The sequence below is a fragment of the Pseudomonas sp. Leaf15 genome (assembly GCF_001421425.1).
GTDB lineage: Bacteria > Pseudomonadota > Gammaproteobacteria > Pseudomonadales > Pseudomonadaceae > Aquipseudomonas > Aquipseudomonas salomonii.
On record NZ_LMKI01000020.1, the window covers coordinates 18,036 to 38,839 of the forward strand.

Consider the following 20,804-nt stretch of genomic DNA (forward strand, 5'->3'; position numbering starts at 1 on the left):
AAGTTTTTTGTCATCGCGTCGACATATTAGTCAGAGCCCATCCTATTTAGCTGTTGCCTGTCACGAGGTAGAAACATGAATCCCATGAGAGCCCTTCGCCAATACCAGAAGGTCAATTCCCATGCCCAGATCTCCGAAGCCAGCCCACATCGCCTGGTGCAGATGCTGATGGAAGGCGCGCTGGACCGCATGGCGCAGGCCAAGGGCGCCATGGCTCGTGGTGATATCGCGCAGAAGGGTTTGCTGCTGGGCAAGGCGATCGACATCCTGATCGGCTTGCGTGACGGCCTGAACCCGGAAAAAACCGATGATCCGGCCGCGTTGCAGCAACTCGATAACCTGTATGCCTACATGACCACGCGTTTGCTGGAAGCCAACAGCAAGAGCGATGTCAGCATGATCGACGAAGTAGCCGGCCTGATGATTACGCTCAAGGAAGGCTGGGACGGTATTGCAACACTGTAGGCCTTTGGCCTGAGGATGATGTCATGAGCCACGCCCTGCAACGGATTGACGAGACCCGCGAAGCCTTGGTCGATGCATTGGCGCAACGTAACTGGGACGCCATCGGCGAACTGGACATGGGGTGCCGCGCAGTCATCGACGAAGCGCTCAATAACGCGCCGGTGGACGAGGATGCGCTGCGGGAGAAGCTGGAGAGCTTGCTGGCGGTGTATCAGCAGTTGCTGGAGGTGACGACCGGCGAGCGCCAGGCGATTTTCGAAGAGATGTCGCAGATCAACCGCGCGCAAAGTGCGTCAAAGGTTTACCATCTGTTCGGCTGAACTGGCCCAGTTAATCCGAACAGCGCGTCATATATTTGACTGTGCTCGTATTTTTGACTTAACTAGTGCTGTTTTCAGATTTCAGGCGTCTGTTAGGTAAGAAGTCCTACAGGCGTCTCGATTGCCCTCACTCTGGGGCAGGAAGTTTTACTAGGGAAGTTGCTATTGCATGTGGCGTGAAACCAAAATTCTGCTGATTGATGACGATAGCGTCCGTCGCCGCGATTTGGCGGTGATTTTAAATTTTCTCGGTGAAGAAAATTTGCCCTGCGGCAGCCATGACTGGCAGCAGGCGGTCAGCTCTTTGTCGTCGAGCCGTGAAGTTATTTGTGTGCTGATCGGGACGGTAAATGCTCCTGGCGCCATTTTGGGCCTGTTAAAGACACTGTCGACCTGGGATGAGTTCCTTCCGGTGTTGCTGATGGGTGATATTTCTTCCGTGGACCTGCCGGAAGACCAGCGCCGCCGCGTGCTTTCAACCCTGGAAATGCCGCCCAGCTACAGCAAATTGCTCGATTCCCTGCACCGTGCCCAGGTCTATCGCGAGATGTACGACCAGGCCCGCGAGCGCGGCCGTCACCGTGAACCCAACCTGTTCCGCAGCCTCGTCGGCACCAGCCGAGCGATTCAGCATGTGCGCCAGATGATGCAGCAAGTCGCCGACACCGACGCCAGCGTGCTGATCCTTGGCGAATCCGGCACCGGCAAGGAAGTGGTCGCCCGCAACCTGCACTATCACTCCAAGCGCCGCGACGGGCCATTCGTGCCGGTCAACTGCGGGGCGATCCCGGCAGAGCTGCTCGAAAGCGAACTGTTCGGCCACGAGAAGGGCGCCTTCACCGGGGCGATCACCAGCCGTGCCGGGCGTTTCGAGCTGGCCAACGGCGGCACCTTGTTCCTCGACGAAATCGGCGACATGCCACTGCCGATGCAGGTCAAGCTGCTGCGCGTATTGCAGGAACGTACCTTCGAGCGCGTGGGCAGCAACAAGACTCAGAGCGTCGACGTGCGCATCATTGCCGCCACGCACAAAAACCTCGAGAGCATGATCGAGGTGGGCAGCTTCCGCGAAGACCTGTACTACCGCCTCAACGTATTCCCCATCGAGATGGCCCCGCTGCGCGAGCGCGTGGAAGATATCCCGTTGCTGATGAACGAGTTGATCTCGCGCATGGAGCACGAAAAGCGCGGTTCGATTCGCTTCAATTCCGCCGCGATCATGTCCCTGTGCCGCCACGGCTGGCCGGGCAACGTACGTGAGCTGGCCAACCTGGTAGAGCGCATGGCGATCATGCACCCCTACGGTGTGATCGGCGTGGTCGAACTGCCGAAGAAATTCCGCTACGTCGACGACGAAGACGAGCAACTGGTCGACAGCCTGCGCACCGACCTCGAAGAGCGCGTGGCCATCAACGGCCACACGCCGGACTTCGGCTCCACCGCCATGCTGCCGCCCGAAGGCCTGGACTTGAAGGACTACCTCGGTAGCCTCGAGCAGGGCCTGATCCAGCAGGCGCTGGACGATGCCAACGGCATTGTTGCCCGCGCCGCCGAACGCCTGCGTATCCGTCGAACCACCCTGGTTGAGAAGATGCGCAAGTACGGTATGAGCCGCCGGGAAGGTGATGAACAGGCGGATGATTGACGCCTGTTTTTTAAGCTACTGAAATATCAGTAGTTTTTTTTCGGCACGGGTATTGCTACAGCCCTCGCAACGTTCCGTTTAACTGACGGTCAGCCAAGCGAGAGAGCATGATGCCCCACGCCGCCCAACACTCTTTGGTCCCTGATGCTCAGGGGCCTGTCCCGACTGCCGAGCAGCTCAGCCGGCATGGCCTGGAACAGGCGTTTTCGCTGTTCAGCCAGATGTCGAGCCAACTGACTGACTCTTACAGTTTGCTGGAGGCGCGGGTTTCCGAGCTCAAAGGCGAGCTGGCGGTGGTCAGTGCCCAGCGCATGCAAGAGCTGGCCGAGAAAGAGCGCCTGGCCAACCGTCTGCAAAACCTGCTGTCGCTGCTGCCCGGTGGCGTGATCGTCATTGATGATCAGGGCCGCGTGCGTGAAGCCAACCCGGCTGCGGTCGACATGCTCGGCCTGCCGCTGGAAGGCGAGTTGTGGCGCGAAGTCATCGCCCGCTGCTTCGCCCCCCGTGAAGACGACGGCCACGAAATCTCCCTCAAGGACGGCCGCCGCCTGTCCATCGCCACCCGTTCTCTGGACGCCGAGCCTGGCCAACTGGTGCTGCTCAACGACCTGACCGAAACCCGCCACCTGCAAGACCAACTGGCGCGCCATGAGCGCTTGTCGTCGTTGGGGCGGATGGTCGCTTCTTTGGCGCATCAGATCCGCACGCCGTTGTCGGCGGCGCTGATCTACGCCAGTCATTTGACTGATGAGCAATTGCCGGCCGCCACCCACCAACGTTTTGCTGGCCGCCTTAAAGAGCGCCTGCATGAGTTGGAGCATCAGGTGCGCGACATGCTGGTGTTTGCCCGCGGCGAATTGCCGCTGACCGACCGCGTTACGCCCGCCCTGTTGATGCAGTCGCTGCAAGCGGCGGCCGCCACCCATATCCAGGACGCCCAGGTGCGCTGGCAGTGCGACAGCCACCAGGGCGAGTTGCTGTGCAACCGCGACACCCTGGTCGGCGCCTTGCTCAACCTGATCGAAAACGCCACCCAGGCCAGCGGCCTCGGAGCGCGGCTCAAGGTGCACCTGTACACCCGCGAGCAAACCCTGCGCCTGTGTATCAGTGACAGCGGCAGCGGCATCGAACCGCGTGTGCTGCAACGCCTGGGCGAACCGTTTTTTACCACCAAGACCAACGGCACCGGCCTCGGCCTGACCGTGGTCAAGGCCGTGGCACGTGCGCATCAGGGAGAATTGCAACTGCACTCCCGGTTGGGGCGTGGCACCTGTGCATTGATGACCTTGCCACTGTTTTCCAGCACGGCAAGCGCGGAGTAAAAGGACTATGGCTATCAAGGTTTTACTGGTCGAAGATGATCGCGCCCTGCGTGAAGCATTGGCTGACACGCTGCTGTTGGCGGGCCATGACTACCGGGCGGTCGGTTCTGCCGAGGAAGCCTTGGAGGCGGTCGAGCAGGAATCTTTCAGCCTGGTGGTCAGTGACGTCAACATGCCCGGCATGGACGGCCACCAGTTGCTCGGCCTGCTGCGCGCGCGCCAGCCGCAGTTGCCGGTGCTGCTGATGACCGCCCATGGCGCCGTGGAGCGGGCGGTGGACGCCATGCGCCAGGGCGCGGCGGATTACCTGGTCAAACCCTTTGAACCTAAAGCCCTGATAGAACTGGTTGCCCGGCATGCACTCGGCGTTATTTCGAACGCCGAAGGCGAAGGCCCGATTGCCTTTGAACCGGCCAGCGCACAGTTGCTGGAACTGGCGGCCCGCGTAGCGCGCAGCGATTCCACGGTGCTGATCTCCGGCGAGTCCGGCACCGGTAAAGAAGTGCTGGCGCGGTATATCCACCAGCAATCGAGCCGCGCCAAGCAACCCTTTATCGCGATCAATTGCGCGGCCATCCCTGACAACATGCTCGAAGCCACCTTGTTCGGCCATGAAAAAGGCTCGTTCACCGGCGCCATCGCGGCCCAGGCCGGCAAGTTCGAACAGGCCGACGGCGGCACCATCCTGCTCGACGAAATCTCGGAAATGCCCCTGGGCCTGCAAGCCAAGCTGCTGCGGGTGTTGCAGGAGCGTGAGGTGGAGCGCGTGGGCGCACGCAAGCCGATCCAGCTGGATATCCGCGTGGTTGCCACCACCAACCGCGACCTTGCGGGCGAAGTGGCGGCGGGGCGCTTTCGTGAAGACCTGTTCTATCGGCTATCCGTATTCCCGCTGGCCTGGCGCCCGTTGCGCGAACGCCCGGCGGACATCATCCCGCTGGCCGAGCGCCTGCTGAACAACCACGTCAAAAAAATGAAGCACGCCCAGGCGCGGCTGTCGGCCGAGGCTCAGGCTTGCCTGATCAGCTACCCATGGCCCGGCAATGTGCGCGAATTGGACAACGCTATCCAGCGTGCGCTGATTTTGCAGCAGGGCGGTTTGATCCAGCCGCAAGACTTCTGCCTGGCCATGGGCAGTGGCAGCGCGCCGTTGCCGAGCCTGGCGCCCGCACCGGTGGCGGCTGCCGACACCGAGTCCGGCGGTGCGCTGGGCGACGACCTGCGCCGCCGCGAATTCCAGATGATCATCGACACCTTGCGTGCCGAGCGCGGCCGTCGCAAAGAGGCCGCTGAACGTCTGGGTATCAGCCCACGCACCTTGCGCTACAAGCTGGCGCAGATGCGCGACGCCGGGATGGACGTGGAAGCCTACCTGTTCGCCACCTGACCGGTAACAAGGTCGACAAGGTTTGTCGCCTTTTCTTACGAGTTGCTACAGAGCTGGCACCCTTGTTGCTACCTCCCCTGGTAATTGCTGCGTAGTGTCAAAAAATTGCGGGTCGTCGGAGAGAGAAGGTCATGAGCCAGGGTATTGAGTTCAATCGGTTGATGTTGGATATGCGCTCCATGCAAATGGATGCCATGGCTCAACCGAAATCCGTCGCGCCAGCGCCGGAATTGGGCCAAAGCAGTTTTGCCGACATGCTCGGTCAGGCAATCAACAAAGTCAGCGACACCCAGCAAGCCTCCAATCAGTTGGCCACCGCCTTCGAGATCGGCAAGAGCGGCGTGGACCTCACCGATGTGATGGTCGCTTCGCAAAAGGCCAGCGTTTCCTTTCAAGCCTTGACCCAAGTGCGTAACAAGCTGGTTCAGGCTTATCAAGACATCATGCAGATGCCGGTTTAAGGACGAGATTTAAGTCATGGCAGAAGCAGTCTCCGACAACGTACCCGCCAAGGCAGACGGCAAGCCGCCGCTGTTTGGCCTGTCGTTCCTGGAAAACCTCTCGGAAATGACCATGCTGCGGCAGGTGGGCCTGATGGTCGGCCTGGCGGCGAGCGTGGCGATTGGTTTTGCCGTGGTGTTGTGGTCGCAACAACCCGATTACCGTCCGCTGTACGGCAGCCTGGCCGGCATGGATTCCAAGCAGATCATGGAAACCCTGGCCGCCGCCGACATCGCCTACACCGTGGAGCCCAATTCCGGCGCCTTGCTGGTCAAGTCCGATGACGTGGCCCGTGCGCGCATGAAGCTGGCCGCTGCCGGCGTGACGCCGTCCGACAGCAATATCGGTTTTGAAATCCTCGACAAGGATCAGGGCCTGGGCACCAGCCAGTTCATGGAGGCCACCCGCTACCGTCGTGGCCTGGAAGGCGAACTGGCGCGCACCATCAGCAGCTTGAACAACGTCAAGGGCGCCCGCGTGCACCTGGCGATCCCGAAAAGCTCGGTGTTCGTGCGTGACGAACGCAAGCCCAGCGCTTCGGTATTGGTTGAACTGTTTTCCGGCCGCTCCCTGGAGCCTGGCCAGGTACTGGCGATCATCAACCTGGTGGCCACCAGCGTTCCCGAATTGAGCAAGTCGCAAATCACCGTGGTCGACCAGAAGGGCAACCTGCTGTCGGACCAGGCCGAGAACTCCGCGCTGACCCAGGCCGGCAAGCAGTTCGACTACAGCCGCCGCATGGAAAGCATGCTGACCCAGCGCGTGCACAACATCCTGCAACCGGTGCTGGGCAATGACCGCTACAAGGCTGAAGTGTCCGCCGACGTGGATTTCAGCGCGGTCGAGTCGACCTCCGAACAGTTCAACCCGGACCAGCCTGCGCTGCGCAGCGAGCAGTCCACCAGCGAACAACGTACCGCCAGCAATGGCCCGCAAGGTGTGCCGGGTGCCCTGAGCAACCAGCCGCCGGCACCGGCGACTGCACCACAAACCACCGGTGGCGCCGCTGCCACGGCTGGCGCGATCCAGCCAGGCCAACCACTGTTGGACGCCAACGGCCAGCAGATCATGGACCCGGCCACCGGCCAGCCCATGCTCGCACCGTACCCGGCGGACAAGCGTAACCAGTCGACCAAGAACTTCGAACTCGACCGTTCCATCAGCCACACCAAACAGCAGCAGGGCAAGATCAATCGCCTGTCGGTGTCGGTGGTGGTCGATGATCAGGTCAAGGTCAACCCGGCGGATGGCGCTGTCACCCGTGCGCCGTGGAGCACCGATGAATTGGCGCGTTTCACGCGTCTGGTACAGGACGCCGTCGGTTTCGACGCCAGCCGTGGAGACAGCGTCAGCGTGATCAATATGCCGTTCTCCGCCGAGCGCGCCGAAGTGATCGCCGACCCGGCGTTCTACACGCAGCCATGGTTCTGGGACATCGTTAAACAAGTGCTGGGTGTGTTGTTTATCCTGGTGCTGGTGTTCGGCGTGCTGCGCCCGGTGCTCAACAACATCACCGGCAACGGCAAGAAACAGCTGGCTTTGGCCGGTGGCGACGTCGAGTTGGGTGGCATGGGCGGCCTGGACGGCGAACTGGCCAACGACCGCGTCAGCCTCGGCGGCCCGCAAAGCATCCTGTTGCCAAGCCCGAGCGAAGGCTACGACGCTCAGCTGAATGCAATCAAGAGTCTGGTAGCAGAAGACCCGGGCCGTGTGGCTCAGGTCGTGAAAGAGTGGATCAACGCAGATGAGTGATAATCGAGCCGCTGTTGCCAAGCTCACCAAGGTCGACAAAGCCGCAGTTCTGCTGCTGTCCCTGGGTGAAACCGACGCCGCCCAAGTGCTGCGCCACATGGGGCCTAAAGAGGTCCAGCGGGTGGGCGTGGCCATGGCGCAGATGCGCAATGTGCACCGCGAGCAAGTCGAGCAGGTGATGAGCGAGTTCGTCGAGATCGTCGGCGACCAGACCAGCCTGGGCGTCGGCTCCGACAGCTATATCCGCAAGATGCTCACCTCGGCTCTTGGCGAAGACAAGGCCAACGGCCTGATCGACCGCATCCTGCTGGGCGGCAATACCAGTGGCCTGGACAGCCTCAAGTGGATGGAACCGCGCGCGGTGGCCGACGTGATCCGCTACGAGCACCCGCAGATCCAGGCGATCGTCGTGGCGTACCTCGACCCGGACCAGGCCGGTGAAGTGCTCGGCCACTTCGACCATAAAGTGCGCCTGGACATCATCCTGCGCGTGTCGTCGCTGAACACCGTGCAGCCAGCAGCCCTGAAAGAACTCAACACGATTCTGGAGAAGCAGTTCTCCGGCAACTCGAATGCTTCGCGCACCACCTTGGGCGGCATCAAGCGTGCGGCCGACATCATGAACTTCCTCGACAGCTCGGTCGAAGGCCAGTTGATGGACTCGATCCGCGAGATCGACGACACCCTGTCCGGCCAGATCGAAGACCTCATGTTTGTGTTCAACAACCTCTCCGATGTCGACGACCGTGGCATTCAGGCGTTGCTGCGCGAAGTCTCCTCCGACGTGCTGGTGCTGGCCCTCAAGGGCTCGGACGAAAACGTCAAAGAGAAGATCTTCAAGAACATGTCCAAGCGTGCTTCCGAACTGTTGCGTGACGACCTCGAAGCCAAAGGCCCGGTGCGCGTCAGCGACGTCGAAACCGCGCAGAAGGAAATCCTCACCATTGCCCGCCGTATGGCCGAAGCCGGAGAAATCGTTCTCGGCGGGAAGGGCGGCGAAGAAATGATCTAAGGCGCGTCCCATGTCGAACAAAGATGAGACGCCCAGCGATCTGATTCGCGCGCGGGATGTCGGCGGGTTCGACATCTGGTCGCTGCCCAGCTTCGATCCGCATGTGCCGGAGCCTGAGCCTGAACCGGTGGTTGAAACGCCGGTGGAGATGGAAGAAGTGCCGCTGGATGAAGTCCAGCCGCTGACCCTTGAAGAGTTGGAGGCCATCCGCCAGGAAGCCTACAACGAAGGCTTTGCCGCCGGCGAAAAAGACGGCTTTCGCAGCACCACCCTCAAGGTGCGCCAGGAAGCCGAAGAGGCGCTCAGCGTCAAACTCGCCAGCCTTGAGCGGCTGATGGGCACGCTGTTCGACCCGATTGCCGAGCAGGATTCGCAGATCGAAAAAGCCATGGTCGGCCTGGTCGAGCACATCGCCCGCCAGGTGATCCAGCGCGAACTGGTGCTCGATTCCAGCCATATCGAAAGCGTCATGCGCGAAGCCCTCAAGCTGTTGCCGTTGGGCGTGGGCAATGTGCGCCTGTACATCAACCCGCAGGATTTCGAACAGGTCAAAGCCCTGCGCGAGCGCCATGAAGAAACCTGGCGCATCGTCGAGGACGCGGCGTTGTTGCCCGGTGGGTGCCGCGTGGAGACCGAACACAGCCGCATCGATGCCACGGTGGAAACCCGCATCAGCCAGATCATGGCCAAGCTGTTGGATCAGGTGCATGAGCAGGTGTTGAACCCCGCCGAACCTGACCTGAGTGTGGACCTGGACGCTACCGATGCGCCTTGATCGCACCAGCTTCGCCAAGCGCCTGGGTGGCTACGCCGAGGCCACGGAGTTGCCAGGCCAGCCGATCCTCGAAGGGCGCCTGCTGCGCATGGTCGGCCTGACCCTCGAGGCCGAAGGCCTGCGCGCCGCCATGGGCAGCCGCTGCCTGGTGATCAACGACGACAGCTACCACCCGGTGCAGGTCGAAGCCGAGGTGATGGGCTTTTCCGGCAGCAAGATTTTCCTCATGCCGGTCGGTAGCCTCGCGGGCATCGCCCCCGGCGCCCGCGTGGTGCCCTTGGCCGACACCGGCCGCCTGCCCATGGGCATGAGCATGCTCGGCCGCGTGCTCGATGGCGCCGGTCGCGCACTCGACGGCAAAGGCGGGATGAAGGCCGAAGACTGGGTGCCGATGGACGGCCCGACCATCAACCCGCTCAACCGCAACCCCATCAGCGTGCCGCTGGACGTGGGCATTCGCAGCATCAACGGTTTATTGACGGTCGGTCGCGGCCAGCGTCTGGGCCTGTTTGCCGGTACCGGCGTGGGTAAGTCGGTGTTGCTGGGCATGATGACGCGCTTTACCGAGGCCGACATTATCGTGGTCGGGCTGATCGGCGAGCGCGGCCGTGAAGTTAAGGAATTCATCGAGCACAGCCTCGGTGAAGAGGGCCTCAAGCGCTCCGTCGTCGTTGCATCCCCAGCCGACGATGCGCCGCTGATGCGCCTGCGCGCCGCGATGTACTGCACGCGCATTGCCGAATATTTTCGCGACAAGGGCAAGAATGTCCTGTTGCTGATGGACTCGCTCACGCGGTTTGCCCAGGCCCAGCGGGAAATCGCCCTGGCCATCGGCGAACCGCCTGCCACCAAGGGTTATCCGCCGTCAGTGTTTGCCAAGCTGCCCAAGCTGGTAGAGCGCGCCGGTAATGCCGAGGCCGGTGGCGGTTCGATCACCGCGTTCTATACGGTGTTGTCCGAAGGCGATGACCAGCAAGACCCGATTGCCGACTCGGCGCGGGGCGTGCTCGACGGCCACATCGTGCTGTCGCGGCGCCTGGCCGAAGAAGGGCACTACCCGGCCATCGACATCGAAGCCTCGATCAGCCGGGTGATGCCGGCGGTGGTCACGCCCGAGCACATGGCCCGTGCGCAGCACTTCAAACAACTGTGGTCGCGTTATCAGCAGAGCCGCGACCTGATCAGCGTCGGCGCCTACGTGGCCGGTGGTGATCGCGAAACCGACCTGGCCATCGCGCTGCAGCCGCAACTGGTGAGCTACTTGCGCCAGGGCCTGAACGACAAGATCAGCATGGGCGAAAGCGAAGCCCACCTGGGCTCGATCTTCGCCCCGGCGCCGGGCGGTTAAGCCATGGCCAGCACGCGTTCTTCACGCCTGGCCCCAGTGGTGGACATGGCCGAAAAGGCCGAGAAAACCGCCGTGCAACGCCTGGGGTATTTCCAGGGTCAGGTGCGCCTGGCGGAGAGCAAGCTGGGCGACCTGGAGCGCTTTCGCGGCGAGTACCAGCAGCAATGGATCGAGCGCGGCAGCAAGGGCGTCTCCGGCCAGTGGCTGATGGGCTACCAGGGCTTTCTCAACCAGCTGGAGACCGCTGTGGGCCAACAGCGCCAGAGCCTGGCCTGGCACCAGAACAATCTCGATAAGGCTCGTGAGGCTTGGCAAGCGGCGTTTGCCCGGGTTGAAGGGTTACGCAAGCTGGTGCAGCGTTATATCGACGAAGCGCGGGCGCTTGAAGACAAGCGCGAGCAGAAGCTGCTCGATGAGTTATCACAGCGACTTCCGCGCCAGTCACAGTACTAACAGTTTCCACTTGCCTACTGTGGGAGCTCCCACATTTGAGTATCAGTGTTGCTCACATCTCTATCAGCTGCTAAACCTTGTTGCACATTGCCAATGACAAGGAAGCAGTCACATGTCAGTCGAGTCAGAAGTGTCCCTGGATGGGACGAAGTTGACGATTAGAGTAAGAGGCCGATTCGATTTCGGTAACCACCAAGCCTTTCGTGATGCCTACGAGCGGTTCTACAAAGTGCCCGAGATCTACGTGGTGGACCTGAAGGACGCCACCTACATGGACAGCTCCGCCCTGGGCATGCTCCTGCTGTTGCGTGATCACGCCGGTGGTGATGACGCCGAAGTGCAGGTCATCAACAGCAACTCCGATGTGCGCAAGATCCTCGCCATCTCCAACTTCGACAAACTGTTCGACATCAGTTGAATACCCTGGCCCCCGTACTCGAGGCGCTGACGATCCTGATCGCCGAAGACAGCGCCGCCGATCTGCTGTTGCTGTCGACCATCATTCGGCGTCAGGGCCATCAGGTGCTCACCGCCACCAATGGCGCGCAAGCCGTCGAGGTGTTCACCCGTGAACGCCCGCAACTGGTGTTGATGGACGCCCTGATGCCGGTGATGGACGGCTTTGAGGCGGCACGGCGGATTAAGCAGTTGGCGGGGGAGGCGCTGGTGCCGATCATCTTCCTCACCTCGCTGCGCGAAAGCGAAGCCTTGGCCCAATGCCTGGATGCCGGTGGCGATGATTTCCTGCCCAAACCCTATAACCCGCTGATCCTGGCCGCCAAGATCAATGCCATGGACCGCCTGCGGCGTCTGCAGGCCATGGTGCTGCGCCAGCGCGACCAGATCGCTCGGCACCACGATTACCTGTTGCATGAGCAACGTGCGGCCAAGGCGGTGTTCGACAAGGTGGCGCATTCGGGTTGCATCAACGCGGCGCCGAACATTCGTTACCTGCAATCGCCTTATGCGCTGTTCAACGGCGACCTGTTGCTGGCGGCCTACACGCCCTCCGGCGACATGCATGTGTTGCTCGGTGACTTCACTGGCCATGGCCTGCCGGCCGCCGTGGGCGCCATGCCGCTGGCGGAAGTGTTCTACGGCATGACCGCCAAGGGCTACGGCCTGGCGCAGACCCTGCGCGAGATGAATGCCAAGCTCAAGCGCATCCTGCCGGTGGACATGTTCTGCTGCGCCACCCTGGTGTGCCTGAGTGCCCAGCGGCGCGTGGTAGAGGTGTGGAACGGCGGTATGCCCGACGGCTATGTGCATGAGATCGCCACCGGCAAGCGCACGCCGTTGGTGTCGCGGCACCTGCCGCTGGGTGTGCTGTCGGCGCAGGCGTTTGATGACAGCACCGAAGTCTGGCCCATGGCCCTGGGCGACCGGGTGTTCTTGCTGTCCGATGGGGTGCTGGACACTGCCGACGCCAATGAACAGTTATTTGGCGCCGCGCGCTTGCAGCAGGTATTTGCCAGCAATCGCAAGCCCGACCGCTTGTTTGAGGATATTGAGCAGGCCCTGGCGGCGTTCCGGGGCGAGGCGCGCGATGATGTGAGCATGGTGGAGATCACCTTGCAGGCGGGCCAGCCGTCGCGGGCGGCTGAGCCGCTGTACGCTGACAGTGGCCAGTCGTGCCCGCTGGATTGGTCGGTGAGCTTCGAGTTTCGTGCGCGCACGCTCAAAAGCTACAACCCGTTGCCGTACCTGTTGCAGTTGTTGCTGGAGATTCACGGCCTGCGCGGGCAGAGCGGGGCGCTGTACAGCGTGATGGCCGAGCTGTATTCCAATGCGCTGGAGCATGGCGTGCTGGGCCTGGATTCGCGACTCAAGCGTGATGCCCAGGGGTTTGCCGAGTATTACCGCCAGCGCAACCAGCGCCTGGCGCAGTTGAACAGCGGTTATGTGCGGGTGCATGTGCAGGTGGTGCCGACTGCCACGGGCGGCAAAATGACGCTGCGCATCGAGGACAGTGGCCCGGGGTTCGACGTGGAGCAGGTGCTGGCGCGGCCGCTGGATATCGACCGCCTGTCCGGCCGGGGGCTGAGCCTGGTACGGCAACTGAGCAGCGATGTACGCTGGACCGATGGCGGGCGCAGTGTATGCGTGGAGTTTTGCTGGGGGGCTCTGGCATAATCCGCCGATTCTTGATCAAGGAGCGAACAAGTGCTTGAGATTCATCTGGACCCTGATGTGCTGACGGGCCTGCAGGAAGTGATGGAAAGCGAGTATCCGAAGTTGCTGGATACCTTTCTGGACGATTCGCAAAAGCGCATCGATGCGTTGCGCAAGTCGCGTGGTGACGCCAAGGCGTTGGGCCGGATTGCCCATAGCTTCAAGGGCAGCAGTGGCAATCTTGGGGCGGTGCGGTTGGCGTATCTGTGTCAGCGGCTGGAGGCGGAGTCCGTCGAGCTGACGGCGGACTTGGGTGCGCTGGTCGACCAGATTGATCATGAGTTTGCGTTGGTGCGGCCGCTGTATGAGTCGGAAAGGCAGCGCTTCGGCCTCTGAATCACCAAAGTTGTATCAGTCCTGTGCGGATCAAACTGTGGGAGCGGGCTTGCTCGCGAAAGCGGTGTGTCGGCAACGAATTCATCGACTGACACTGCGCTTTCGCGAGCAAGCCCGCTCCCACATTTAGACTGTGTTTTACCTGTCATTTGTCTTTGCCCCGCAAACCTGGCCCAACTCTTGCTCTACCTCCTAATACTGCATCCCCGACCCCCAGTGCAGTGGAGACCTTTACCTATGCCAGTCGCCCCCAATTCGCTCCTTCAGGCTGCCCCCGCGGCCAAGCCTCAAGCGCCTGCCGCTACTTCCCCGGTAGCGGTTGCGGCCCCACAGGACAAGGGCCCTGGCTTCGCTCAAGTGTTTGCCAACCAAAGCCCCAAGCCCACGCTGAAGCCCGACGACAGCCCGGCCAAAGTCACGCGTGACAAGCCCGCGGACACCAATACCAAGCCGGTTGCCAGCAACGACAAGCCTGCCGCCAGCCCGCCGGCGGTTGCCGATAGCGGCAATCCCTTGCCTGCCAGGCCGGCCAAGGCCGACGACAGCGCCAGCAGTGATGACGACAAGCCCGCCGACCCGGCCCTGGCGCAGCAGCCTGCGGTTGATCCGGTGGTTGACCCGGCATTGGTCGCCGCCGTTACGCCGGTGCCTGTCCCAGTGCCCACGCCAGCGCCGGTCGCGGCCGATGATGACAAGGCCCAGCCGGTGGTCGCGGCGCCGGTTGCGGCAACCGAAGATGCCAAGCAACCGGCCTTCGACCCCGAAGCCGACCCGCTGGATTCGATGCCGGCCGTGCGCCTGGCGATGGAGCAGGGCGGCCATGTGTCGGCCAGCAGCCAGACGCCACAGAAAGCTGCGCCAACCACCGCTCAGGATCAACCGACCGCCGCGCAAAACTTTGCGGCAGGTCTTGCCAGCATGGTTGACCAGCAAGCCACCAAAGACAGTACTGACCAGGGCGGCGACAAGGCCTTCAGCGGGCTGATCGAAGGCGGCCTCAAGGATTTGAAAGACGCCGGCAGCGACACCCGCGTGGATGATTTCGCCAACCGCCTGGCCGCGCTGACCCAGGCCGCCACGCCGAAAACCGCAAATGCCTTGCCGCCAGTGGCCAATGCGCCGCTGGCCATGCACCAGAGCGGCTGGACCGAAGAAGTGGTCAACCGCGTGATGTACCTGTCCAGCGCCAACCTCAAGTCGGCGGAGATTCAGTTGCAACCGGCGGAACTGGGGCGCCTGGATATCAAGGTCAATATGACCGCCGACCAGCAAGCCCAGGTCAACTTCATGAGCGGCCACGCCGTGGTGCGTGAAGCGCTGGAAAGCCAGTCCGGCCGTTTGCGCGAGATGTTTGCCCAGCAGGGCATGGGGCAGGTGGACGTCAATGTGTCCGACCAGTCCCGTGGCTGGCAGGGGCAGGGCCAGGAACAACAGCAGCAGAACCAGGCACGCGGCATAAGCGGCAGTGGCGGGCGCGGTGATGGCGGCGATGCGGGTGACGCTGCTGAAGTGGCGGCGGCGGTCGCGCCGGTGACTCAGACAATTGTTGGCTCCAGCGCCGTCGATTACTACGCCTGACTTAAGCCGAAAACGCGGTCAATGTGGGAGCTGGCTTGCCTGCGATAGCGGTGTATCAGTTACAGAAGTATTAACTGACCCACCGCCATCGCAGGCAAGCCAGCTCCCACATTTGGTTTGTGGTGTTAGTTCTCTCCCCAACTGCCAGACAACTCTGGCATAACACTTGCTCTTGCCTTCCCGTAGATCTATGAATCCCCGAATAGTGACGGATTATTGGCATGGCGAAGAGCGACGACGCAGCAGCAACCCCACCCGCAGGCAAAGGCAAGCTCAAGCTGATCCTGCTGATTGTGCTGGGCCTGCTCCTGGCTATTGGCGCCTCGATTGGCGGCACGTGGTACATCATGCACAGCAGTGCGAGCAAACCGGCACCCGCCGCCGAAACCGCCACTAACGTCAAGCAACCGGCAATCTTCGAGCCGATGCTGCCGGCCTTTGTCGCCAACTACAATCAGAACGGTCGCCAACGCTACCTGCAGGTGAGCATCACCTTGCTGGCGCGTAACCAGGCGGACCTGGATGCGCTTAAAGTGCATATGCCGGTGATCCGCAACAACCTGGTGATGCTGTTCTCCGGCCAGAGCTTCGACAGCCTGGCCACCCCGGTCGGCCAGGAAATGCTGCGTCAGAAGGTCACTGCCAGCGTGCAGGAAGTGGCCCAGAAAGAGCTCGGCAAAGTCGTGGTCGAGCAGGCGCTCTTCACTAACTTCGTATTGCAGTAGGATCACGACATGGCCGTGCAAGACCTGCTGTCCCAGGATGAAATCGACGCGCTGTTGCATGGCGTCGACGATGGTCTGGTACAGACCGAAATGGCTGCCGAGCCCGGCAGCGTCAAAAGTTATGACCTCACCAGCCAGGATCGTATCGTCCGTGGGCGCATGCCGACCCTGGAGATGATCAACGAACGTTTCGCCCGCTACACCCGTATCAGCATGTTCAACATGCTGCGCCGTTCGGCGGACGTGGCGGTGGGCGGCGTGCAGGTGATGAAGTTCGGTGAATACGTGCACTCGCTGTACGTGCCCACCAGCCTCAACCTGGTCAAGATCAAGCCGCTGCGCGGTACCGCGCTGTTTATCCTCGACGCCAAGCTGGTGTTCAAGCTGGTGGACAACTTCTTCGGCGGCGACGGCCGCCACGCCAAGATCGAAGGGCGTGAATTCACCCCCACCGAATTGCGTGTGGTGCGCATGGTGCTGGAACAAGCCTTCATCGACTTGAAGGAGGCCTGGCAGGCGATCATGGAAGTCAATTTCGAGTACATCAACTCGGAAGTGAACCCGGCCATGGCCAACATCGTCGGCCCCAGCGAAGCCATCGTGGTCTCCACCTTCCACATCGAACTCGATGGCGGTGGCGGCGACCTGCACGTGACCATGCCGTACTCGATGATCGAGCCGGTGCGCGAAATGCTCGATGCCGGCTTCCAGTCCGACCTCGACGACCAGGACGAACGCTGGGTCAAGGCCCTGCGCGAAGACCTGCTGGACGTCGACGTGCCGTTAAGCGCCACTGTGGCCCGTCGCCAGCTGCGTTTGCGCGATATTTTGCACATGCAACCGGGGGACGTGATCCCTGTGGAACTGCCGGAAGAGCTGATCATGCGCGCCAACGGCGTGCCGTCGTTCAAGGTCAAGCTCGGTTCCCACAAAGGCAACCTGGCGTTGCAAGTGATCGAACCGATCAACCGTCGCTGATCTGCCCCTTCTATCGATGAATTTTTGCTGCGCCGAGGACATGTAATGGCTACCGAACACGAAAACACTTCCGCCGAAGACCAGGCCCTGGCTGACGAATGGGCCGCGGCCCTGGAAGAAACCGGCGATGTCGGCCAGGACGACATCGACGCGCTGCTGGCCGCCGACGCCGCCACGTCGCCGGCCGGCAAGCGCCTGCCGATGGAAGAATTCGGCAGCGTGCCGAAAAACAACGACCCGGTGACCCTCGACGGCCCGAACCTGGATGTGATCCTCGACATTCCGGTGTCGATCTCCATGGAAGTCGGCAGCACCGAAATCAACATCCGCAACCTGCTGCAACTCAACCAGGGTTCGGTGATCGAGCTCGACCGCCTGGCCGGTGAGCCGCTGGACGTACTGGTCAACGGCACCCTGATCGCCCATGGCGAGGTGGTGGTGGTCAACGAGAAGTTCGGCATCCGCCTGACGGACGTGATCAGCCCAAGCGAACGCATCAAGAAGTTGCGCTGATATGAAGTATTCGATGGCGGGACTGTTCCTGGCGCTGCCATTGAGCGCCATGGCGGCTGAGCCGATCGCCCCAGTGGTCACTGCGGCGCCGGTGGTCAGCAGTGGCATCGGTGGGCAATTGACCCAGCTGGTGCTGGGCCTGTTGCTGGTGGTCGGCCTGATCTTCGTGCTGGCCTGGTTGATGCGCCGCGTGCAGCGCATTGGGCCGGGCAATGCCCAGGTGATCGAGATGATCGGCTCGCGCGCCCTCGGCCCGCGTGATCGGCTGGTGCTGGTGCAAGTGGGCGAAGAGCAAATCCTGCTCGGCATCACGCCCGGTCGCATCACCCCGTTGCACGTACTCAAGACGCCGGTGGACGCGACCAAAACCGAGGCCGCCACGCCGGAATTCGCCCAGCGCCTGATGGAGTTGCTGGGCAAGGATCAGAAGGATAAGAAGTAATGCGCGTTTTATTGACGCTCATGCTGTTGCTGGCCGCGCCGCTGGCGTTGGCAGCCGACCCGTTGTCGATCCCGGCGATCACCCTGGGCACCAACGCGGCCGGCGCGCAGGAATACTCGGTCAGCCTGCAGATTTTGCTGATCATGACCGCGCTGAGTTTTATCCCGGCGTTTGTCATGCTGATGACCAGCTTTACGCGGATCATCATCGTGTTCTCGATTCTGCGTCAGGCCCTGGGCCTGCAGCAGACGCCGTCGAACCAGATCCTCACCGGCATGGCGCTGTTTTTGACCTTGTTCATCATGGCGCCGGTGTTCGACAAGGTGAACCAGCAAGCCTTGCAACCCTACCTGGCCGAAAAACTCTCGGCTCAGGACGCGATCGACAAGGCCCAGGGGCCGATCAAGGACTTCATGCTCTCGCAAACCCGTTCCAGCGACCTTGAGCTGTTTATGCGCCTGTCCAAGCGCACCGACATTGCCACGCCGGATCAGGCACCGCTGACCATTCTGGTGCCGGCCTTCGTCACGTCCGAATTGAAAACCGCGTTCCAGATCGGCTTCATGATCTTTATCCCGTTCCTGATCATCGACCTGGTGGTGGCGAGCGTGCTGATGGCCATGGGCATGATGATGCTGTCGCCGCTGATTATTTCGTTGCCGTTCAAGATCATGCTGTTTGTGCTGGTGGACGGCTGGGCGCTGATTATCGGCACCCTGGCCAGCAGTTTCGGCGGGGTGTAGCGCCATGACGCCAGAAGTAGCGGTTGACCTGTTCCGTGAAGCGCTGTGGCTGACCACCATGATGGTCGCCGTGCTGGTGGTGCCGAGCCTGTTGGTGGGCCTGCTGGTGGCGATGTTCCAGGCCGCGACCCAGATCAACGAACAAACCCTGAGTTTCCTCCCGCGTTTGCTGGTGATGCTGATCACCCTGATCGTCGCCGGCCCGTGGCTGGTGCAAACCTTTATGGAATACATCCTGCAGCTGTACGGCAGTATTCCGCAGTTGATCGGCTGACCGATGCAATCGGTACTGGCCTTGACCGACACCCAGATCAGCACCTGGGTGGCGTCTTTCATTTTGCCGATGTTTCGCGTCACGGCGGTGCTGATGACCATGCCGGTGTTCGGGACCACCTTGGTGCCGAGGCGCATCCGCTTGTATTTTGCCTTCGCCATTACCATCGTCATCGTGCCCGGCTTGCCGCCGATGCCGCCGGTGAATGCCCTGGACCTCAGCGCGTTGTTGCTGATTGCCGAGCAGATATTGATCGGCGCGATAATGGGCTTCTCGCTGACGTTGTTCTTCCAGGCGTTTGTGATCGCCGGGCAGATCATCTCGATCCAGATGGGCATGGGCTTCGCGTCCATGGTCGACCCTACCAACGGCGTGTCGGTGGCGGTGATCGGGCAGTTCCTGACCATGCTGGTGACCCTGATTTTCCTGGCGATGAACGGCCATCTGGTGGTGTTCGAGGTTATGACCGAAAGCTTCACCACCTTGCCGGTGGGCTCGGGGCTGGTGGTCAACCACTTCTGGGAGTTGGTCGGGCGCATGAGCTGGGTGCTGGGCGCCTCATTATTGCTGGTGTTGCCGGCGATTACTGCGCTGCTGGTGGTCAACATCGCGTTTGGCGTGATGACCCGCGCGGCGCCGCAACTGAACATTTTTTCGATTGGTTTCCCGCTGACCCTGGTGTTGGGCATGGGGATTTTCTGGATCGGCATGGCCGACATTCTCAATCAGTATCAACCGCTGGCCACCGACGCCTTGCAGTTCTTACGTGATCTGGCACGGGCGCGTTGAGCCATGGCCGAGAGCGAGAGTGGCCAGGACAAAACAGAAGACCCCACGGAGAAACGTAAAAAGGACTCCAGGGAAAAGGGCGAGATTGCCCGCTCCAAAGAACTCAACACCTTGGCGGTGATGCTCGCCGGTGCCGGTGGCCTGCTGATCTACGGCGGTGGCCTGGCGCTGGACCTGATGGAGCTGATGAAGCTCAACTTCTCACTGCCGCGCGAAGTGCTGCTGAGCCCCGGCGCCATGGGCCAGTACCTGTTGCACTCGGGCAAGATCGCGATTCTGGCGGTGCAGCCGGTGCTGATCACCCTGTTGCTGGCGGCGCTGATCGGGCCGGTGTCCCTCGGCGGCTGGCTGTTTGCCGCCGGCAGCATGGCGCCCAAGTTCAGCCGCATGAACCCTGGGCCTGGGCTTAAGCGCATGTTCTCCACCAAGGCGCTGGTGGAGCTGCTCAAGGCCCTGGCGAAATTCATCCTGATCCTGTTTGTGGCGTTGACGGTGTTGTCCTCCGACATCGACGACTTGCTGCGCATTGCCCATGAGCCGCTGGAATCGGCCATCATTCACAGTGTGCAGGTGGTGGGCTGGAGTGCGCTGTGGATGGCCTGCGGGCTGATCATCATCGCCGCCGTGGATGCGCCGATTCAGCTGTGGGAAAGCCACAAGAAACTGCTGATGACCAAGCAGGAAGTGCGCGACGAGCACAAGGACCAGGAAGGCCGCCCCGAGGTCAAGCAGCGGATTCGCCAGCTGCAGCGGGAAATGTCCCAGCGCAAGATGATGGCGGCGGTGCCCGACGCCGATGTGGTCATCACCAACCCGACCCATTACGCCGTGGCGCTCAAGTACGACCCGGAGAAGGGCGGCGCGCCGATGTTGCTGGCCAAGGGCAGCGACTTTACCGCGCTGAAGATTCGCGAAATCGCCGTGGCCAACGACATTCTGCTGCTGGAATCGCCGGAGCTGGCGCGGTCGATCTTCTACTCCACCGACCTCGACCAGGAAATCCCCGCTGGCCTGTACCTCGCCGTGGCGCAGGTGTTGGCCTACGTGTACCAGATCCGCCAATACCGCGCGGGCAAGGGCAAACGGCCAGACCCGCTCAAGGATCTGCCGATTCCACCGGAGCTGCGCCGCGATTCGTGAGTCGTTCTGCACCGACGCCATCGCGGGCAAGCCCGGCTTGTGTCTTGATCTGGGAATAAACTCTGTGGTGAGAGGGGTGGATGGCAAGCTGTGAGTCCGCGGTGCTAGAAGCACGAGTGGGAGCAAAGCTGCCA

Annotated in this window: 23 protein-coding genes; all 23 read left to right on the forward strand. The window is 61.8% G+C overall.

Annotated features, from left to right (window positions below):
- The first annotated feature begins 75 nt into the window (after positions 1-75).
- The 23 genes from fliS to flhB all read left to right on the forward strand — a co-directional run bounded on the left by fliS (position 76) and on the right by flhB (position 20,670).
- On the forward strand, positions 76-465 hold the full coding sequence (gene fliS / locus ASE80_RS15830; RefSeq protein ID WP_056859751.1) for a flagellar export chaperone FliS: 390 nt from the start codon (positions 76-78) through the stop codon (positions 463-465).
- Between the two features lie 23 nt (positions 466-488).
- Positions 489-785, forward strand: coding sequence for a flagellar protein FliT (gene fliT, locus ASE80_RS15835; protein WP_017134933.1), 297 nt, complete (start codon positions 489-491; stop codon positions 783-785).
- Between the two features lie 169 nt (positions 786-954).
- Positions 955-2,430 (forward strand): sigma-54 dependent transcriptional regulator, encoded by a 1,476-nt coding sequence (locus ASE80_RS15840; protein ID WP_017134934.1) that lies wholly within the window; start codon positions 955-957, stop codon positions 2,428-2,430.
- 110 nt (positions 2,431-2,540) lie between these two features.
- On the forward strand, positions 2,541-3,752 hold the full coding sequence (locus ASE80_RS15845) for a sensor histidine kinase (RefSeq protein ID WP_056859764.1): 1,212 nt from the start codon (positions 2,541-2,543) through the stop codon (positions 3,750-3,752).
- A gap of 7 nt (positions 3,753-3,759) precedes the next feature.
- On the forward strand, positions 3,760-5,139 hold the full coding sequence (locus tag ASE80_RS15850) for a sigma-54-dependent transcriptional regulator (RefSeq protein ID WP_056859752.1): 1,380 nt from the start codon (positions 3,760-3,762) through the stop codon (positions 5,137-5,139).
- A gap of 131 nt (positions 5,140-5,270) precedes the next feature.
- Entirely contained in the window at positions 5,271-5,600 is a 330-nt protein-coding gene (gene fliE / locus ASE80_RS15855; RefSeq protein WP_016972029.1) for a flagellar hook-basal body complex protein FliE, read from the forward strand.
- A 16-nt stretch (positions 5,601-5,616) separates the two neighbouring features.
- Positions 5,617-7,392: a flagellar basal-body MS-ring/collar protein FliF gene (fliF, locus tag ASE80_RS15860; protein ID WP_056859753.1), complete on the forward strand. Its 1,776-nt coding sequence runs from the start codon at positions 5,617-5,619 to the stop codon at positions 7,390-7,392.
- Entirely contained in the window at positions 7,385-8,404 is a 1,020-nt protein-coding gene (gene fliG / locus ASE80_RS15865) for a flagellar motor switch protein FliG (protein WP_010208743.1), read from the forward strand. Before fliF ends, fliG begins: the two co-directional genes overlap by 8 nt.
- Before the next feature lie 10 nt (positions 8,405-8,414).
- The gene (gene fliH, locus ASE80_RS15870) at positions 8,415-9,179 is read left to right on the forward strand and encodes a flagellar assembly protein FliH (protein WP_056859754.1); all 765 of its coding nucleotides are present in this window, start codon (positions 8,415-8,417) and stop codon (positions 9,177-9,179) included.
- Positions 9,169-10,527: a flagellar protein export ATPase FliI gene (fliI, locus tag ASE80_RS15875; protein ID WP_017134940.1), complete on the forward strand. Its 1,359-nt coding sequence runs from the start codon at positions 9,169-9,171 to the stop codon at positions 10,525-10,527. Before fliH ends, fliI begins: the two co-directional genes overlap by 11 nt.
- A 3-nt stretch (positions 10,528-10,530) precedes the next feature.
- Positions 10,531-10,980 carry a flagellar export protein FliJ gene (gene fliJ, locus ASE80_RS15880; protein WP_056859755.1) on the forward strand — a complete coding sequence of 150 codons (450 nt, stop codon included), beginning with the start codon at positions 10,531-10,533 and terminating at the stop codon, positions 10,978-10,980.
- Between the two features lie 112 nt (positions 10,981-11,092).
- Positions 11,093-11,398, forward strand: coding sequence for an STAS domain-containing protein (locus ASE80_RS15885; protein WP_056859756.1), 306 nt, complete (start codon positions 11,093-11,095; stop codon positions 11,396-11,398).
- Positions 11,395-13,113 carry an ATP-binding SpoIIE family protein phosphatase gene (locus tag ASE80_RS15890; protein WP_056859757.1) on the forward strand — a complete coding sequence of 573 codons (1,719 nt, stop codon included), beginning with the start codon at positions 11,395-11,397 and terminating at the stop codon, positions 13,111-13,113. Before ASE80_RS15885 ends, ASE80_RS15890 begins: the two co-directional genes overlap by 4 nt.
- A gap of 30 nt (positions 13,114-13,143) precedes the next feature.
- Positions 13,144-13,488 carry an Hpt domain-containing protein gene (locus ASE80_RS15895; RefSeq protein ID WP_056859758.1) on the forward strand — a complete coding sequence of 115 codons (345 nt, stop codon included), beginning with the start codon at positions 13,144-13,146 and terminating at the stop codon, positions 13,486-13,488.
- 237 nt (positions 13,489-13,725) lie between these two features.
- The gene (locus ASE80_RS15900; protein ID WP_056859759.1) at positions 13,726-15,066 is read left to right on the forward strand and encodes a flagellar hook-length control protein FliK; all 1,341 of its coding nucleotides are present in this window, start codon (positions 13,726-13,728) and stop codon (positions 15,064-15,066) included.
- 221 nt (positions 15,067-15,287) lie between these two features.
- Complete coding sequence (fliL, locus tag ASE80_RS15905; RefSeq protein WP_017134945.1) at positions 15,288-15,791, forward strand: flagellar basal body-associated protein FliL; 504 nt, start codon at positions 15,288-15,290, stop codon at positions 15,789-15,791.
- A gap of 9 nt (positions 15,792-15,800) precedes the next feature.
- Positions 15,801-16,769 carry a flagellar motor switch protein FliM gene (fliM, locus tag ASE80_RS15910; protein WP_010166091.1) on the forward strand — a complete coding sequence of 323 codons (969 nt, stop codon included), beginning with the start codon at positions 15,801-15,803 and terminating at the stop codon, positions 16,767-16,769.
- Between the two features lie 45 nt (positions 16,770-16,814).
- On the forward strand, positions 16,815-17,282 hold the full coding sequence (gene fliN / locus ASE80_RS15915) for a flagellar motor switch protein FliN (protein WP_016973409.1): 468 nt from the start codon (positions 16,815-16,817) through the stop codon (positions 17,280-17,282).
- A 1-nt stretch (position 17,283) separates the two neighbouring features.
- Entirely contained in the window at positions 17,284-17,724 is a 441-nt protein-coding gene (fliO, locus tag ASE80_RS15920) for a flagellar biosynthetic protein FliO (RefSeq protein ID WP_056859760.1), read from the forward strand.
- Complete coding sequence (gene fliP, locus ASE80_RS15925; RefSeq protein ID WP_056859761.1) at positions 17,724-18,467, forward strand: flagellar type III secretion system pore protein FliP; 744 nt, start codon at positions 17,724-17,726, stop codon at positions 18,465-18,467. Before fliO ends, fliP begins: the two co-directional genes overlap by 1 nt.
- Before the next feature lie 4 nt (positions 18,468-18,471).
- Complete coding sequence (fliQ, locus tag ASE80_RS15930; RefSeq protein ID WP_003214552.1) at positions 18,472-18,741, forward strand: flagellar biosynthesis protein FliQ; 270 nt, start codon at positions 18,472-18,474, stop codon at positions 18,739-18,741.
- A 3-nt stretch (positions 18,742-18,744) separates the two neighbouring features.
- Positions 18,745-19,530: a flagellar biosynthetic protein FliR gene (fliR, locus tag ASE80_RS15935; RefSeq protein WP_056859762.1), complete on the forward strand. Its 786-nt coding sequence runs from the start codon at positions 18,745-18,747 to the stop codon at positions 19,528-19,530.
- A gap of 3 nt (positions 19,531-19,533) precedes the next feature.
- Entirely contained in the window at positions 19,534-20,670 is a 1,137-nt protein-coding gene (gene flhB / locus ASE80_RS15940; protein WP_056859763.1) for a flagellar biosynthesis protein FlhB, read from the forward strand.
- Positions 20,671-20,804 lie beyond the last annotated feature (134 nt).